Consider the following 15679-nt stretch of genomic DNA (forward strand, 5'->3'; position numbering starts at 1 on the left):
TATGCCTGCATCTCGAACTTCTCGCCTTTCCGTCCGTGCATCACCCAGCGAACTCACACTTTGGAGCCATATCGCGCGCAGTCAGGGACATGTGACCACGTCTGACTGGATACGCTCCTTACTGGCTTCCGCTGAGTTCTCGGATGATGATGGTCCGCCCGTTTCGGACGAACTCCGCAGACTACGCACCCAGCTTTCACGCGTTGGCAACAATCTCAATCAGCTTGCTCACTCGGCCAATTGTGGCGATGCCGTCCATTGCGAGTCTGTGCTGGGCGAGATCGAAACCCTGATCCATCACCTCGACCTCATTCTGTCACGATCTCGCAAAAAGTCTTCCAGAAGAACAGCCCGTCGCATGTGCGACACGACTGTAACCCTGCATTGATTGCCTGGCCCCGGCAAACAGAAGCAGGGACAGCGCGCCATTTAGAAGGGCCGTGGGGAGATTGATCGCTCCGAGCACAGACCGTGGGAGAGCCTGAAGGTCATAGGCCGGTATTAATGGATTCAGGATCATGACCAGCAGGGAAACCAGCAATGAGAAGACCAGAACGCCAATCGTCACAGGAAGGCGAAACGTGTGGTGATTGAGAATGCTGAACCCTGCCGAGAGGGTCAGAAGCAGAGCGAGGAGGCTGATCGTATCCATACCTTCACCGCTGGCTGCTCCTGTCCCTTACGTCAAGAAAAACCGGCGATGGTCTGCTACCGGAGATAGCCTGACTGGTCTTCCATGTCCGAGATGGAGGCGTAAGCCGACATTAAACAATCAACCCCAACGCAACCGACATGCTCTCAACAACGTTTAGTGTCCGAAAAACGGTCGTTTCTGGAAGCTTGTCAAGCTGCCTCGAACAGACGACGTCGCTACTGTCCCTAAAACCTGCTTTTTGGCACGCTATACCCCGCACTGAACCGTGCGCCAGACCGTGCTCCGACTGACCCGAAAAATTTTTGCAATTTCTGCCAGTGATCTCCCGGCCTGCTTCAATTCACAGGCATGCTTTTTTTGACGGGACGTCAGGATAGGGCACCTCCCCAATCGTTTTCCAGCCTGACGCGCGGCTTCCAAGCCCGCTCGCGTCCGCTCCCGGATAATCTCCCGCTCAAACTGGGCAAAGCCTGCAAGGATGGTCAAAAACAACTGACCATTAGGCGTGCCAGTCTCAATCCCAATATTCAATATTCGCACACGAACGCCGCTCTCTGTAAGGCTCCTGACCAATCCCATGACATCGACGGTATCACGTCCAAGCCGATCCAGACGTGCCACTACCATACTATCCCCCTGCCCCAGCCGGTTCAGTAGACCAGAAAGTCCAGGACGCTCTACCGCAGGAATCCGACCTGAAACAGTATCAGTGATGATCTCCTCAAGTCCCTCCCGCCTCAACTCAAGAATCTGAGGATCATGGCTCTGTTCATCCGTTGAAATACGAGCGTAACCATAACGCGCCATCGTTTGTGTCTCCTTATGTAAACGGGACACGTTTTTGAGACGCCATTTTACTCTATTTGTGCTTCGGAAGCCTTTTGTCCCAAAAACGACGGATTTTGACACCGATATCATGTAACTTCTTGGTGCAGAAAAATGCTCGAAAGTTCTCCTTCTCGTCTCTTACACTTGGCTCTTCTGGCTTTACCTCTTATGCTCTCCGCCTGTTCTGGTAGAACGCCCAGTCAGGGCGAAATGGCTCAACTCGAAGCCGATCTACTCAGCCAGCCCAGTGGCTTCAACATGTTATTTGGCGGCAATCGTCGACAGACCAGAGTAGATGTCGAAGCCATTAAAATTGTTAAGCAAAGCTGTGAAGCCCTGAAAAACTTCGATTCAGCTTTCGATTGCACCGTCAGCTTCACTCTTAATGATGAGCCTCATGAAAATACCCTACGGGTCATACATCATGAGGATGGCAAGTGGAGCCTCGCACATGAGCAGCCTGCACCTTCTCTTTAAACTCCCGAACGATAATTCTGATTTTAAATTCCACGGCTCAGAGATCATGTGATGTCGCTATATTATCCATCAAAACCAAAGTCTTCTTTATTTATATTGATACCCTTCCTTTTCCTTTCCGCCTGTGGAGACGAAGAACCTTCAATAAAAGAAATTGAAACAGTTCTTAGTCAGGAATTTCAAAATGACGCTCAACAGGGAGCAAACGAACAGCCACCCAATAAAATCAGTATTCTCGAAAGAAAATGTAGAAAAGGCAATGTCGCTTACATCTGCCAGTTGAAAATTCAACAAGGTAATTTTGTAGATAATGCTGAGTTAAGATTTGCAAAAAACAACGGTAAATGGATTAGAGTTCCAGAATAGAAATTCTTATTTTAATCCACAGGGTTCCATCAAATAAACATTTGATCCTTAGTGAGGAATATCATGAAATTCACCATTGATGGTTCTCCTGTATGGTTTCATGGAATTAGCGGCGATGTTTACAGCCTCCAGAAATGGACATCCACCAATTTAAAATCCGATGGTGGCGGTGGTTATATCCATCCTGTCTATGGCGGACAAATTAATGCCCCACAGATCAGATCGTCTACAGAACAACATCAGAATTTCTGGATTGTATCACCGAGCGGTCATGAACGGGAAATGAGCGATGCGAACATCCGATGCCGTGAAGGACAACGTGTCACCCTTATCTGGGGCGCATCAGAAGGCGTCGAAAACGGAAAATATCTTCTTTTCTATAATCATAATACGGACAGCCTCACATTTTATGATGATGCATTCAATGGGAAAAGTAGCTTTAAAGACCTGAATGCATCAGCATCAGAGTCATATATGAGTATAATCATATGGACATTAGCCATTCCCACTCTTGGCATAAGCCTCCTATTTTTCATACCGTTAATCATTAAAATGGCAAGACGACTTGCTCCGATTACTCAGGAATACAGACTGTTCACGCAGGAACTTCTTAAAAATCCTGATTTCATTTCCTCCATATCATGACAATAAAACAAGTCTTGTAGGGAATTGCATTTATGGAAAAGCGTTTTTTTTCATTGTTTTTTCTGATCATATCATTAGCCCCTCAGCAATCCTTGGCGCAGACCAGCGGACAAGTCACACCCTCTGCCCGCCCTCACGGATGTATTGCTGATGGCGCTGCGGGGGCCGTGGCAGGTCACTTCATGCACTCTGGTCACGCAGTCCTGGAAGCAATGGCAGGCTGTGCTTATGGCGCATGGCAACGCCACAAATGGAAAATGGAGATAAAAAAATATGATAGTCAAAAACGCACGATTATAATGCCTTCTGACAAGATTGAGTCGCATTTTCAAAGCCAGACGGGTAAAGATCCATAGGAAAACATTCTGGACGTCCAAACCAATTCTACCGTCCAGAAGTCAGTTCTTCACGCACTATTGAGCTATCCTGACAACACGATGGACGGTTGATTTACTGACTTTAAAAATTGCCGCGATCTCCCGCAAGGACATACCATTTTCCGATAAGTCACGAATATGACTCTGCTGTCGCTTTGTCAGGCAGCCTGGACGCCCGAGTTTTTTTCCTGACGCCCGGATTGCAGCCAGCCCGGCGCGTGTTCGCTCCCGGATCAGTTCACGTTCAAATTCTGCAATCGCCATGAGAATTGTTAAGAACATGCGCCCGTTGGGCGTACCAGTTTCTGCGCCGATATTCAGTATTCGTACCCGAATACCGTCTTCATCCAGCACTCGTAGCAAATTCAAGACATCCACAGTATCCCGTCCAAGACGGTCAAGCCGTGCAATCACGAGGCTATCCCCCCGTTTCAGTTTGCCCAGAAGTTCCGAAAGCTGAGGACGGACACGGGCCGGAACGGAGCCGGAAATCACCTCTGTGACAATTGTTTCCACCCCTTCACTCTGAAGCGCGAAAATCTGAGGATCATTCACCTGTGCGTCAGTTGAAACCCTTGCATATCCATAACGTGCCATATGGCTGCTTTCGACAATGACCCAACAGGCTCACCTAAACAGCATGCCTGAGAGCGTCATCTATCATTATCATCATTATGTGTAAACATATTTGGTTCCATACGATATTATTTATGTATATTATTGAAGTGTATCCCTCAAAATTCGGAACAGAATTTGCCCTGACTTTCTCACTTAAATTGCCATTTTTACGCAGCATGGTAGTAAATACGAAGGTGCCACCGTATTTTCCAAAGGTTCGTTTTCATGTCCATTCTGCTGGCTTCGCAGTGTCGTGCTGCCCGCGCCATGCTTGGCCTTTCCCAGAAAGACCTAGCGCAGCTCGCTGAAGTGGGTTCCAGAACACTGGCTGACTTTGAGACCGGCACACGCTCGCCCCATCACAGAACACTCAAAGCAATCCGGCATACACTGGAGGCAGCAGGAATCCTCTTTATTGGTGAGGAAGGCAATCTGGGGCCGGGCGTCAGGCTCAACAGCAATGAACACCCAGCGCTTATGTCAGATATGGAACAGCATGCCCCTGACCTTCAGCACGAACTCAGCCCCGGCGCTTTCCGGTAACCATATAGTTCATTCTCTGCTTATTCCGCATGCTCAACCAATATAATGCATGGCATCATCCTGTCTTCACCTTTGACAGAAAGCTTAAATAAAGTACGTGGCGATAGCCATAAAATTAGGCTTGTGATAAAAACCTTAAATATGGATCATACTACCCTCCCATGTTTAAGGTTTTCGCCGTGAACCGTCAGGATTTAATGGGAGGCATCAGAGAGTGTCTGAGCCGCCTGCCTCCCCCTTATGAGAGCCATTATGGCGTTGTCCCACCTGCTCCACCTGAAAGTGGGGTATATCTGGACGACATCACAGCCTTGCACTCCCAGGCGATGGCTTCTCTGGGGCAAATTGCAGAATGGGCACGGGCGTCAACTGATCCCTATCTCATTAGCAGAACCCTCCGCAGCAGGGAGGCCGTCAGCAGTTCTGCAATGGAAGGCACCCACAGCACCCTGGATGAACTGCTGATCGTTGATGAAGACGATGAACAGGCCACGCAGGAAACGCGTCAGGTCAGGGATTATGCGTTGGCCCTTGAAAAATTCCTGCCTCAGGCCGCTGCATCCGGCAGAACCGTTTTCACACTCGACACCGTGCTGGCATTGCATCAGGAAGTCATGAGGCATGACATATCCTATATCGGCACTCCCGGAGCATTACGGACGACCGTAGTCTGGATTGGTGGCAGCAGACATAACATCGCCTATTCCACCTACAACCCGCCCCCACCTGACCGGGTGCTCCAATGTCTTCAAAACACACTGGATTATATGGCGGGAGATGGCATGCAGATGATGACACAATCACTCATCACGCGAGTTGCTATCGCCCATGCCCATTTTGAAGCTGTCCACCCATTCAGGGACGGCAATGGACGGGTTGGCAGACTTCTGATTCCTATGATGCTGGCAGCGGAACAAGAGCCACCTCTCTATCTCTCTTCCTACATTGAAGCGTACAAACAGGATTATTATGACGCGCTGAAACAGGCGCAGCAGAAACTGAACTGGCTCCCCCTGATTGCCTTCATGTCACAGGCCATTATTGGAACTGTGCAGGAGTTCAAAGCTGTCAGGAGTGCAACCAAGGCGCTGAAAACGGAGTGGCTGAACAGACGCTCCTACAGAAAGAACTCCGCAGCGCTGAGAGCATTGGATGTTCTAATTGATTGTCCTGTCATTACAGCGACACGACTTGGGAAAATTCTAGACATTTCTGCTCCTGCAACCAAGACAGCGCTGGAACAGTTAGAGGCCGCTGGCATTTTGGTGGAACGCACCGGATATGCCAGAAACCGGATATTTTCTGCCCCCGAGGTTATGGCGATCATCAATAGACCATTCGGGGAAAGAACTTAAATTTTAAAAAGCCGTTCTTTCATATAAAAGAACGGCTTTCATGAAATGGACTATTATATTTTTATTGTTTTGGAATATATTTCATAAACTCAATTACGGCTCGGTAGAGTTCTTTCTTACTTTTCGTTTCGGACATAGAACTCCACAAGTCGAAGCGTTCTGACAATTCCAGTACTGCCTTCGTGACCTCATCAGAATGGCGCATCAAAACGACAAGACTTGCACCGCTAGGACCATTGCGGGCACTCAACCAATTGCCCACTGTTCGTAAATTTGCTCCTGTTAATCGAGCGATATGTTTTATGTGTGCTGGTGTGTTTCCAAAATCGCGTCTGAGCGCGTCCGCAATAATGTTTGCAAAAGCCGCTTCCGTATCAGCAGACGGATCTAGTGGAAATTTATTTCCTTCATCTACGCGAAAATTTCGGTCTTTTTTTGTAAACGACATTCCACATTCCTTTATATTACAAAAACGATTGTCTGAACACGATCGATTCAGATCGAACGCACTACGATCGTGGCGCAAAATGTGGGCGGGTGGCTTCTCCGTCTTTAACGCATAGAGCTGGGGATAAGAGTGGAAGCAATAGGAGCAATAATCCCAGTACGGGCCGCTCAATATGTGCGGATGTCAACCGACCATCAGAAATACTCCACAGAAAATCAGGCGGAAATTATCGCTGCCTATGCTGGACGGAGGAATTTTCAGATTGTTCGCAATTATGCCGACGAAGGACGTAGCGGCCTCAATATTGCTGGACGTGACTCTCTAAAACGCTTGATTGAGGACGTCCGAAGTGGAACCGCCGATTTTGAGGCAATTCTTGTCTACGATATCAGTCGTTGGGGGCGTTTTCAGGATGCCGATGAAAGCGCTTATTATGAGTTTATATGTCGCGAACGTGGCATTAACATTCATTATTGTGCTGAACAATTTGATAACGATGGAAGTCTGCCATCTAATGTCATGAAAAGTATCAAGCGCGTGATGGCGGGAGAATATAGCCGCGAATTGTCCGGTAAGGTTTTCACCGGACAATGTCGCCTGATTACGCTTGGTTATCGGCAGGGTGGTCCTGCGGGCTATGGTCTGAGGCGCTTTCTCGTAAACGAGAATAATGAGCCCAAGGCTCCCCTCGCTCGAGGAGAGCACAAAAGTCTTCAAACTGATCGCGTTATCCTTGTCCCCGGACCGGACGAAGAAGTTGAGACGGTCAGTCGGATTTATAGGCTGTTTATTCTAGAGCATCGTTCAGAACGTGAAATTGCGATAATACTCAATGGCGAAGGTCGAGTAACAGATCTCGGAAAACCATGGACGCATTCTGTCATCCGTCAGATTTTAAGCAACGAGAAGTATATAGGGAATAATGTTTACAATCGTGTTTCTTTCAAACTGAAACAGAAACGCGTTGTGAATGAGGCCGATATGTGGGTTCGTGGTGATGGGGTTTTTGAAGGAATTGTTGATCCTACCCTATTCGCAGCAGCACAAACCATTTTCGCACAAAGAGCTCGCCGCTTTTCTAACGAAGAGCTTTTAAAAATGCTGTCTGACCTTCTTGCCTGTCGCGGTATTCTTTCGGGCATGATTATCAACGAAGTTGAGGAAATGCCATCGAGTGCTGCTTATCGACATCGTTTTGGCAGTCTTCTCCGCGCCTATGAACTCATTGGCTATCAGCCTGCACGCGATTACCGTTACGTGGAGACTAACCGCCAGCTTCGACTAATGCACCCCGAGGTGGTCGCAGAAACCATCGCAGGAATTGAAGCCATTGGTGGCAGTGTGACTTCTAACGCCCGCAATGACCTGCTTTTTGTGAATCACGAAGTAACGCTGGCGTTCGTTATTGCTCGTTGTCAAAGCACCGCTGCTGGTTCTCTTCGCTGGAAGGTTCGTCTGGATACCAGTTTACAACCTGATCTAACTGTCGTTGTCAGGCTCGACCCGGACAATAAAACTGTGAAAGATTATTATCTTCTGCCATGGCTGGATATTGGTCACAAACCCAGACTGGGAATGGCGGAAAATAACGGGATCAATCTGGACTCTTTCAGAACAGATGATTTGTCCCCGCTTTTTCACTTACTGCGTCGTCATACTTTGGAAGGACCTCTATGATGTCCAAAATTGTCATGATTCCTACAAACTCTATTGAAATTTTGAATCCTCGAGTCCGAAACAAGAAAATATTCGAAGAGTTGGTTGAGAGTATTCGCAAGATTGGCTTGAAGCGTCCCATAACAGTCCGAAACGCACCCAATGGTAAGAATCACGAACTCATCTGTGGTCAAGGGCGACTGGAGGCATTTCAAAAACTTGGTCAAATAGAGATACCGGCCATGGTCATCGAAGCTACACGTGACGAATGCTTCGTGATGAGTTTGGTCGAAAATTTAGCACGAAGGAACCTCTCTCCTCTCGAACTTATTCGGGAAGTCGGTTCCATGCGTGAGAGAGGATATAGCAACGCTGAAATAGCGGAAAAAGTCGGTTTCAGTGCTGACTATGTCTATTCCATTAATAGCCTTTTAGAAAAAGGAGAAGAACGATTACTTGATGCTGTAGAGCGCGGGATCATTCCTCACTCAATTGCAGCAGAAATCGCAAAAGCCGCAGATGCCGATGTTCAGAGAGCACTTACTGAGGCTTATGAATCTGGAGAGCTTCCTGGTAGCCAGGTTCTGGCCATTCGTCGGATTGTGGGAGAACGCAACACCATTGGTAAAGGTATGCGATCTGTTCGCCAAGGCAATAAAGGAGGACAACCAACAACTGCTACGGCATTGGTCCGAGCCTATCAAAAAGAAGTCGATCGGCAGAAAATGTTAGTGAAAAAAGCGCACCTTACCCAAGGTCGTCTGACTTTCGTTGTTGGTGCGATGGGGAAATTACTAGCTGAAGATCATTTCGTGCAGTTACTAAGAGCTGAAGGGTTGGCCTCCCTACCCCAGCCGATTGCAGACCGACTTGGTGTTGGGCAAGGTCGGCCATGAGTAAGTCAGTTCGCATTTCTTTTGAGCGAGAGGTGCGCGAAGTGCTTCTTGATTCGATTCTTCCTCTCCGTCCAATGAGCAAACGAATTACAGACTCAAAGCGGTATCAACGGATTGCGACTTCCATTGGCGCAGTCGGTGTGATCGAGCCTCTGGTCATTGCCAAAGCTGGTCGAGATGGACGATATATGCTTCTTGATGGCCATTTACGATTACATGCCCTGCAAGAACAAAAGATAGAAAGTACTCTTTGTATTATTTCCGACGACGATGAAACCTTTACCTACAATAAGCGGGTCAACCGTCTAGCGACGGTACAGGAACATTATATGATTTCGCGTGCCATTGATCGTGGCGTGCCACCTACCATGATTGCCAAAGCTTTGGGCATCGATGAAAAAGTTGTTTTACATCGACGTACTCTGCTTGATGGAATTGCCCCAGGTGCAGTCGAACTTCTGAAGGATCGACCGATTAATCCACATGTTTTTAGTATTCTGCGAAAAATGAAGCCACTCAAACAAACCGAGACGGCCGAACTTATGGTGGCTATGAATAACTTTACAGCCACTTACGCCAAGGCCATTCTGGCTGCATCGAAGCAAACAGATCTTGCGAAACCGGACCGTCCAAAAACGGTTTCTGGTCTGACATCGGAGCAGATGGCTAGAATGGAGCGCGAGATGGAAAGTCTGACTAAAGATTATCAAGCTCTTGAGGCAACATTTGGAGATGATGTTCTCCAACTTGTTCTCGCCTCTCGTTATCTCGGACGTCTTATACAAAATACCAAAATTGTTGGATATCTTGAAGCTCGTTATCCTGAAATTATCGTTGAATTCAGAAGCATTGTATCCGCAACATCTCTTGATCCAAACTAATTTTACAAGTTCACTCTTACCTCAGAACAGCCTGAAGACTTTTGAGATATTAACCATCATTAATCTCTTCCCGAAATCAGCAAAATAAGGTTAAACTGCCCTCAAGATGTTCCCAGATGGTTTAACCAATTCTGGGAACCAGAACACTAAACTGGAAGACAGCACGTCGCATTCTTTTAGCTGTTTCAAAGGGTTAGAAAAGTGTCACTGCGGGTTGGCTCGGGTTCGAGTCCCGCAGTTCGCACCACAGACACCTGAAATAGCACGATTTTTCGGCTGAATGAGGGGCAAAGGCTGTCTTTGCTCCATCGTCCTTCCCCACTGAGGGAAGAGTTTATGCTCCGTGTCCGAGGCACCACTTACCACTTCCGCCGTATCGTTCCCCCTGCCCTGCGAGCAGCCCTGAACCGGCGGGAAATCTGGGTTTCTCTGAAAACAGGCTACCAGAATGAAGGCCGCAAACGCGCTTCTCTGCTTCATGCCAGAACCACCGAACTGTTCATGCAAGCCCATTCTGTGCTGGCTGAACCAGACGCTTTAAGCAGGCTTGAAGGACTGCGGGTTGCACTGCGGGATTTGCAGAGCGTGAACCTGCCTTCATCTGCTCAGGAAACGCGGTCCGTGCCCGTTTCAGCAGCGATGCCAAAACCCCGGACAGTGAAGAAAACGGCCAAAGCACCCAAAGCCCAGCCTTTAATGCTCTCCAGTGCCCTGAAACGCTTCGTGCTGGATAATCCTCATGCCAGCACCGATACCAAGAGAGCCACCCAGGGCGGTAGAGCTATTTCTACAAGCTTTCGGAGATGCTCCTGTATCCATTATTGGTGGCGAAAAGGCTGGGGCATTCCGTGATCTCCTGTTTTCCCTTCCTGCGTCACTTGGTAAACGCAAGAGTAGTATGACACTCGCAGAAGAGGCGCAGCGGGCAAGACAGGAAAGTCTGCCAACATTGAGTGGCAAGAGCGTGAAAAACCATATGATGCGCCTCTCTGCCCTCTGGAACCAGTTACACCAAAGGGAACTGGTCACACGCAACCCATGGACCGGATGGAATTTTGAGAATGGGCAAAAGACCATACGCAGAAGCTGGACGACAAAGGAACTGGCTTTGCTGGCCTCCGCCTCATGGCACAGCACGTCCGTGCCAGAGCAGACCTTCCGGCTGGTCACATTGATTGCAGCTTATAGCGGAATGCGATTGGGCGAAATCTGCACCCTGCGGAAAGAAGACCTCCAGACCGTTGACGGTATCCCCTGCTTCCTTATCCGTCCTCACACCGAAACCGGCTGGGCACCCAAGACGGAAGCTGGCAATCGTGTGGTACCAGTCCATTCAAAACTGATTGAAGCTGGTGTGCTGGTGCTGAAAGAGACCACTGACGGCCCTTATCTCATTGCCGGTCTGGAAACCTCGAAACAGGGTACAAGGGGCGCATCACTGGGACGGGCTTTCTCATTGCTCAAGACCCGCATTGGCCTACCAGCAGAAATCACCTTCCACTCGTTCCGGCACACAGTCTCAACCCAACTCAGAAACGCAGATGCCAACATCAGGGAGGTATGGATTGACCGCCTGCTGGGTCATGAAGCAACCCATAAGAGCCAAGGGACGACTACCTATCTGACCAGCATCTCAACAGCCAATTTGCAGCAAACCATAGAGGCCGTAAGTTACCCGGAAACAGCCTTTGCAAACATGACGATTTAAAAGGGAGCCAGCAGTGTTGAATGGCTACCCAAGGTAGCATTCAACATCTGGCAAGGGGGAGAAATCTCCCCCGTTGACCCCCATAGAGCCCTTTGGGAAATGGTTTAGAGTCCCGATATTAGTATAAAAGTGGTTCGCTGCATCAACAGGAGAAAAGCTAAAAACCAGCAGTTTCAAGAGTCATGATGTGCTCCATAAGGCCAGTTCAGCGGCAGACGATAAATTCCAAACGAGCACTTAGGTGATTATTGACATTTTCCTATAACTCCATCATTTTCTAGCCCAGCCATTATACTTTTTGTTGTAATTTGCGCTGCTTTAACATCATGTCGTGCCCAAATACCTCCAAAATGCCATTCTGATGTGTTGTATTGATATTCGGACATCCAAATATTCTTTTTCAATGCCATATCGTATACTTTAGCCACTACCACCTGAGATAAAACAGCATGATTTTGGTTAACTGTTATATTCCTGTTGGTAAGAGAAATAACTCTATCTATTTTATAATCAGAAATAATACTATTGATATCAGCATTTGGATTCAATGAAAAACCATTTGGATTATAAGTATAAGCCAATACATTGCAGGAATTTAGTTTATTTTTAAGGTCTTCCGATATAAACTCTCCCTGTTTAGATAAATTATCATTTGATAAATTATTCACAACAAGCATATGCTTCGAAGATCCAGATATATTTTTATCGTGCACTGATCCAATATTATTCACAGTCGCACCACAACCGGATAAAAATATCGTCATAAGAAGATTAGAAATTTTTTTCCTCATACTGAATAATTGTCCTTGTTTATTCTGTTGTTGAACTACTATCTACCCTATTTTGGTAAATACTCACCTAGTTGGCAGCAATAAGGTTTTACTCCAAAATTGTAACAATCGTAAACGCATCCTTATCGATATGTTACCATTAGACTAGTGACCATGATCACGCGATTTGACCTCAAGTTATGCTAACCACGTAAGTAATTATCCGTTTGGAACCTTTTGGGAAAGCTGGAGACCCGCAAAAACTGGGTAATTTCTGGCGAAGCGGGCTGGCTTGATGACGTCGAGGTTGCGGGGCGCACCAAGGGTATCATTCGGACCTATTTCCACGATACCCGGCGTTGATTTCACCGGTTTTTCCGACTTGCAGACAGAGTCAGGCTGCGGTTTTTAGACGCTCGTGGAAGATCAGCCGATTGAAGTTGTAGGCCAGGTTGCAAAGGGTCAGTTTCGCCTCAGCGCGGGCGAGGCCGATGGTGCGGATGAACAGGGTGAACCGGTTTTTCTGATGCGCAAAGACATGCTCGACATGCGCACGGATCGAGGATTTGGCGGCATTGGCCCGCACGGTTGCCTTTGACATCGGCTTGCCCATGGGTTTGCGCCGATGAATACGGGACGTGAGCATCTGGTCCGACAGCCACTTCTCGTTGCGCTTGGATCGATAGGCACTGTCTGCCCAGACCTCGGAACTGGTATTGTTCGTGCTGACGACCTGCCGGAGAAGACGCCCGTCCGCCGCTGACGCCGAAGTCACCGCCATGCCTCGGATGAAGCAGAAGCGTCGGTCGATGCTGATGTGGGATTTGTAGCCGAAGACCGGCAGGGCGATCATGGGGAGCGGCGTCCCATCTGCCCGATACCGGACTTTTCCGCCGACCTTGAGTGTCCAGCGAGCGTCGGTATCCTTCTGTGCTGCCTTGTTCGGCTCGTCCGGCCAAATGTCGCTGGCGCTCTTCCCGGACTTGATCGCTTCGCGTTCGCCCTCGGTGTTCCGCTGTCTTGGCGCAGGCACCAGCGAGGCGTCCACGATCTGCCCGGACATTGGAATGTAGCCCTTCTTCTGGAGTTGCCAGTCAAAGGCCTTCATCACCCGCCTGAGCGTTCCCGTCTCGGTCAGGCGATTGCGAAAATGCCGGATCGTGTTCTCGTCCGGCGTTCGATCCCCGAGCGACAGCCCCAGAAATCGCAGCCAACTCAGACGATCGCGGATCATGAACTCCATCCGGGCGTCTGACAGATTATGCTGCGCCTGCAGGATCAGGGCCTTGAACATCATCACAGGATCGAATGGTGGCCGGCCGCCTTTGCTCCCATCGCCATAGCCAAGCCCTTCGACCAGCCGCGCCCGGAAATACTCGAAATCCACCGTCTCCTGCAAAACCTCGAGCGGATCACCCTCTTTGCTCAAGGCATCAAGGTGATCGCTCAAACTGAACAGGGACTTGGGATCCATAGCAGGCCTCCGTAATCGCGTAACTTCAATGAATCACCATAGCAGTCCAAACGCTACCGGTTTTTGCGGGTCTCCAGCTTTATGGCGCCGCACGCTAACTGACGACACGCCCTAGAGAAATTCCCCTTTGTTTCGAACAGTGAAATATCTACGCTCAACATTATGGGAAAGGCAAATGCCGGTTCAAGATGAGGCCTATATGGAGAGATATTGTTGTAAGGCTCTGTTTCATTGGTTTTTGCAAGCATCTTCACCCATTCAGATGATTCCATCTAAATGAGTTCTACTCTGGTAGACCCACCGAGCGTTATGTTGTCAGCGGGATCACCCGACGCAAAGCTCGTCACCTGCGATGATGCTGTTTCGGTTGGCACGATGGGAGGTAGACACCCGCCGTATCTTCAAAACGATCTGGACGTGCCGTAAGAGGCATCGATACAACATCGTCGCTCCGATGGTCAGTATAGACGGACGTCAAATAGTAGGATTGAGCCTCGATCCGAGGGGCGCCATTAAACATCTTGTCCCATTCCAGCAGGTCGCGCCGCAGCGGCGATCCGACACCGCTGCTGCGGGTCCAGACCGCCGACACACAGGTCGAAACACGTTCGACGCGCACGATCAACCGCCATTGAGAAACGCCTTTCCATCAAGCTCGTCGTTGAACCTCGTATTGAGATTGTAGGTCAGTTCCTCCAAAGACTCCGGCTTGGCATCCGCGTGTGCGGTGCCGCCGATGCAGATGGCGCAAATCAGGCTTAGGATAGCGCGGATCATCAATATCGTCCTTCCAGCAGAAGCATGGCCTCGTCGTGCCGTCTCCGGACCAGACCACCTAAGACCTTGCCTTTCGAGCGCACCTGCTCCTCAATGATCCTCACGGCCTTGCGTTTGTCGCCGCTGTTGATAGCAGCACGGGCACCCGGCCAACCTCTTCCTAGATTGTAGACGAACGACACGAGAGCATTGAACTCATTTTGTGTCAGAGGGACATAAATTCCCCGACACACGATCGCCTCATAGCTGGGAAGATTGACTTGTAGAAGACGACTTTGCTGATCGTCCGTCAGATTGATGAGATTTTCATTATCCCGGGCGAACTTTCTGGCCGCTTCACCACGCAGACCAGCGCCCGCCTTGGTCGCCAGATCGGAAGGGACCTTTATGGACCGCAATTTCTGCTCGACCTCCATTCGGGAGCAGTCGCGCATGTCATAACCAGGATCGAGCGTTACGCCGGGCGTCCCGCCCGGCCAGTGCAAACGGTTGCTGACGGCCCTCATCTCTTCGTGGCGTTCGATGAACGCCGCGCCCATGAAGTGACGTGCTGATCACGTTGGGGGCACGTGACGATTCTGACGATGGCCGGGTGTAGGACGGATTACAGGTACAGTTTGAGCCAGACATGTTTCCTAATTCCCAGCAGCTTGATGCTACAGATATCTGGCCGCAAATCTCCAAGCGTAGGTTTCTCAAATGACCTGCGTATGAATTACGCTGCGCTTGCATCGTTTTAAGGAGAAATTTATGGCCTGAATTCTGCTTTTCCCTTAAATCAAGACTATGCAGCATGTTGGATTTTTTGTCTGTCCGAACCACCGGATTCTCGATCTCGCAGGTCCTTTGGGGGCTTTTGAGGAGGCGAACATCCTCATTGAGAGGGGGGGATATCGCTTAACGGTGGTCTCCGAATCTGGAGGCACTGTCGTGGGAAGTTCGGGGGTCCCCATCGACACGCAATCCAGTCTCGACACGGCTTTTGACACGGTTTTGTTCATCGGTGGAAACATCGGGCCTTTTCAAAACCCCAATACCATCGCAGTTGCAAAGGACCTTGTGACACGAACCGGCTTTGTTGCAGAAATACTGGAAAGGGATTCCCTGTTTGAAACCAGTTTGTTAGCTGTGAGTGATGAGCAAGCCGAAGCGCACACGCTACCGAACGACGAACTGGTCCTCCTACAACGCAGCACTGAAGAAGC

Annotated in this window: 18 protein-coding genes and 2 pseudogenes; 12 read left to right on the top strand and 8 right to left on the bottom strand. The window is 49.1% G+C overall.

Annotated elements, in window-relative coordinates; translation table 11 throughout:
- The first annotated feature begins 1 nt into the window (after position 1).
- Complete coding sequence (locus tag GOB83_RS06815) at positions 2-388, top strand: MobC family plasmid mobilization relaxosome protein (RefSeq protein ID WP_165925612.1); 387 nt, start codon at positions 2-4, stop codon at positions 386-388.
- Here the strand turns inward: GOB83_RS06815 and GOB83_RS14930 are convergent.
- Both GOB83_RS14930 and GOB83_RS06825 read right to left on the bottom strand, forming a co-directional pair.
- Positions 368-652, bottom strand: a pseudogene (locus GOB83_RS14930) (cation:proton antiporter); the annotation flags it as partial. The gene GOB83_RS06815 and the pseudogene GOB83_RS14930 sit on opposite strands and share 21 nt — an antisense overlap.
- Positions 653-901: 249 nt before the next feature.
- Positions 902-1462, bottom strand: coding sequence for a recombinase family protein (locus tag GOB83_RS06825; protein ID WP_242005760.1), 561 nt, complete (start codon positions 1460-1462; stop codon positions 902-904).
- 132 nt (positions 1463-1594) lie between these two features.
- Between GOB83_RS06825 and GOB83_RS06830 the strand changes: the two genes are divergently transcribed.
- The 4 genes from GOB83_RS06830 to GOB83_RS06845 all read left to right on the top strand — a co-directional run bounded on the left by GOB83_RS06830 (position 1595) and on the right by GOB83_RS06845 (position 3327).
- Complete coding sequence (locus GOB83_RS06830) at positions 1595-1960, top strand: hypothetical protein (protein ID WP_165925614.1); 366 nt, start codon at positions 1595-1597, stop codon at positions 1958-1960.
- 51 nt (positions 1961-2011) lie between these two features.
- The gene (locus GOB83_RS06835; RefSeq protein ID WP_165925615.1) at positions 2012-2326 is read left to right on the top strand and encodes a hypothetical protein; all 315 of its coding nucleotides are present in this window, start codon (positions 2012-2014) and stop codon (positions 2324-2326) included.
- A 63-nt stretch (positions 2327-2389) separates the two neighbouring features.
- Positions 2390-2971, top strand: coding sequence for a hypothetical protein (locus tag GOB83_RS06840; RefSeq protein WP_165925616.1), 582 nt, complete (start codon positions 2390-2392; stop codon positions 2969-2971).
- Between the two features lie 32 nt (positions 2972-3003).
- A complete protein-coding gene (locus tag GOB83_RS06845; protein WP_165925617.1) occupies positions 3004-3327 on the top strand; it encodes a hypothetical protein in 324 nt (107 codons plus the stop codon).
- A gap of 57 nt (positions 3328-3384) precedes the next feature.
- On the opposite strand, the gene GOB83_RS06850 is transcribed toward GOB83_RS06845, so the two are convergent.
- The gene (locus GOB83_RS06850) at positions 3385-3945 is read right to left on the bottom strand and encodes a recombinase family protein (RefSeq protein ID WP_165925618.1); all 561 of its coding nucleotides are present in this window, start codon (positions 3943-3945) and stop codon (positions 3385-3387) included.
- 246 nt (positions 3946-4191) lie between these two features.
- Between GOB83_RS06850 and GOB83_RS06855 the strand changes: the two genes are divergently transcribed.
- Positions 4192-4509, top strand: a complete 318-nt coding sequence (locus tag GOB83_RS06855; RefSeq protein ID WP_086657952.1) for a helix-turn-helix transcriptional regulator — start codon at positions 4192-4194, stop codon at positions 4507-4509.
- Between the two features lie 179 nt (positions 4510-4688).
- Entirely contained in the window at positions 4689-5864 is a 1176-nt protein-coding gene (locus GOB83_RS06860) for a Fic family protein (RefSeq protein ID WP_264802632.1), read from the top strand.
- Positions 5865-5925: 61 nt separating this feature from the next.
- Here the strand turns inward: GOB83_RS06860 and GOB83_RS06865 are convergent, their stop codons facing one another.
- A complete protein-coding gene (locus GOB83_RS06865; protein WP_165925619.1) occupies positions 5926-6312 on the bottom strand; it encodes a hypothetical protein in 387 nt (128 codons plus the stop codon).
- Between the two features lie 129 nt (positions 6313-6441).
- On the opposite strand from GOB83_RS06865, the gene GOB83_RS06870 reads away from it, so the two are divergent.
- The 4 genes and pseudogenes from GOB83_RS06870 to GOB83_RS06885 all read left to right on the top strand — a co-directional run bounded on the left by GOB83_RS06870 (position 6442) and on the right by GOB83_RS06885 (position 11453).
- Positions 6442-7989, top strand: coding sequence for a recombinase family protein (locus tag GOB83_RS06870; protein WP_264802633.1), 1548 nt, complete (start codon positions 6442-6444; stop codon positions 7987-7989).
- Positions 7986-8864 (top strand): plasmid partitioning protein RepB C-terminal domain-containing protein, encoded by an 879-nt coding sequence (locus GOB83_RS06875; RefSeq protein WP_338420630.1) that lies wholly within the window; start codon positions 7986-7988, stop codon positions 8862-8864. The genes GOB83_RS06870 and GOB83_RS06875 overlap by 4 nt, the downstream gene beginning before the upstream one ends.
- Entirely contained in the window at positions 8861-9745 is an 885-nt protein-coding gene (locus GOB83_RS06880; protein ID WP_165925621.1) for a plasmid partitioning protein RepB C-terminal domain-containing protein, read from the top strand. The genes GOB83_RS06875 and GOB83_RS06880 overlap by 4 nt, the downstream gene beginning before the upstream one ends.
- A 336-nt stretch (positions 9746-10081) precedes the next feature.
- A pseudogene (locus GOB83_RS06885) lies at positions 10082-11453 on the top strand (tyrosine-type recombinase/integrase).
- Positions 11454-11698: 245 nt separating this feature from the next.
- Here the strand turns inward: GOB83_RS06885 and GOB83_RS06890 are convergent.
- The 4 genes from GOB83_RS06890 to GOB83_RS06905 form a co-directional block, all read right to left on the bottom strand.
- Positions 11699-12244: a hypothetical protein gene (locus GOB83_RS06890; protein WP_165925622.1), complete on the bottom strand. Its 546-nt coding sequence runs from the start codon at positions 12242-12244 to the stop codon at positions 11699-11701.
- Between the two features lie 373 nt (positions 12245-12617).
- Positions 12618-13697, bottom strand: a complete 1080-nt coding sequence (locus tag GOB83_RS06895) for a transposase (RefSeq protein WP_165925623.1) — start codon at positions 13695-13697, stop codon at positions 12618-12620.
- 621 nt (positions 13698-14318) lie between these two features.
- Positions 14319-14474 carry a hypothetical protein gene (locus tag GOB83_RS14935; protein WP_242005762.1) on the bottom strand — a complete coding sequence of 52 codons (156 nt, stop codon included), beginning with the start codon at positions 14472-14474 and terminating at the stop codon, positions 14319-14321.
- Complete coding sequence (locus tag GOB83_RS06905; RefSeq protein WP_165925624.1) at positions 14474-15013, bottom strand: glycoside hydrolase family protein; 540 nt, start codon at positions 15011-15013, stop codon at positions 14474-14476. Before GOB83_RS06905 ends, GOB83_RS14935 begins: the two co-directional genes overlap by 1 nt.
- A gap of 247 nt (positions 15014-15260) precedes the next feature.
- On the opposite strand from GOB83_RS06905, the gene GOB83_RS06910 reads away from it, so the two are divergent.
- A partial coding sequence (locus GOB83_RS06910; protein WP_194301315.1) for a DJ-1/PfpI family protein occupies positions 15261-15679 on the top strand: 419 nt, incomplete at its 3' end.

The organism is Acetobacter fabarum (genome assembly GCF_011516925.1).
GTDB classification, from domain to species: Bacteria; Pseudomonadota; Alphaproteobacteria; order Acetobacterales; family Acetobacteraceae; genus Acetobacter; species Acetobacter fabarum.

Excerpts from the sequence above, each read along its gene's own strand:
- GOB83_RS06815 (WP_165925612.1), top strand. The coding sequence starts at position 2 with ATGCCTGCATCTCGAACTTCTCGCCTTTCCGTCCGTGCATCACCCAGC.
- GOB83_RS06825 (WP_242005760.1), bottom strand. The coding sequence starts at position 1,462 with ATGGCGCGTTATGGTTACGCTCGTATTTCAACGGATGAACAGAGCCAT.
- GOB83_RS06830 (WP_165925614.1), top strand. The coding sequence starts at position 1,595 with ATGCTCGAAAGTTCTCCTTCTCGTCTCTTACACTTGGCTCTTCTGGCT.
- GOB83_RS06835 (WP_165925615.1), top strand. The coding sequence starts at position 2,012 with ATGTCGCTATATTATCCATCAAAACCAAAGTCTTCTTTATTTATATTG.
- GOB83_RS06840 (WP_165925616.1), top strand. The coding sequence starts at position 2,390 with ATGAAATTCACCATTGATGGTTCTCCTGTATGGTTTCATGGAATTAGC.
- GOB83_RS06845 (WP_165925617.1), top strand. The coding sequence starts at position 3,004 with ATGGAAAAGCGTTTTTTTTCATTGTTTTTTCTGATCATATCATTAGCC.
- GOB83_RS06850 (WP_165925618.1), bottom strand. The coding sequence starts at position 3,945 with ATGGCACGTTATGGATATGCAAGGGTTTCAACTGACGCACAGGTGAAT.
- GOB83_RS06855 (WP_086657952.1), top strand. The coding sequence starts at position 4,192 with ATGTCCATTCTGCTGGCTTCGCAGTGTCGTGCTGCCCGCGCCATGCTT.
- GOB83_RS06865 (WP_165925619.1), bottom strand. The coding sequence starts at position 6,312 with ATGTCGTTTACAAAAAAAGACCGAAATTTTCGCGTAGATGAAGGAAAT.
- GOB83_RS06875 (WP_338420630.1), top strand. The coding sequence starts at position 7,986 with ATGATGTCCAAAATTGTCATGATTCCTACAAACTCTATTGAAATTTTG.
- GOB83_RS06880 (WP_165925621.1), top strand. The coding sequence starts at position 8,861 with ATGAGTAAGTCAGTTCGCATTTCTTTTGAGCGAGAGGTGCGCGAAGTG.
- GOB83_RS06890 (WP_165925622.1), bottom strand. The coding sequence starts at position 12,244 with ATGAGGAAAAAAATTTCTAATCTTCTTATGACGATATTTTTATCCGGT.
- GOB83_RS06895 (WP_165925623.1), bottom strand. The coding sequence starts at position 13,697 with ATGGATCCCAAGTCCCTGTTCAGTTTGAGCGATCACCTTGATGCCTTG.
- GOB83_RS14935 (WP_242005762.1), bottom strand. The coding sequence starts at position 14,474 with ATGATCCGCGCTATCCTAAGCCTGATTTGCGCCATCTGCATCGGCGGC.
- GOB83_RS06905 (WP_165925624.1), bottom strand. The coding sequence starts at position 15,013 with ATGGGCGCGGCGTTCATCGAACGCCACGAAGAGATGAGGGCCGTCAGC.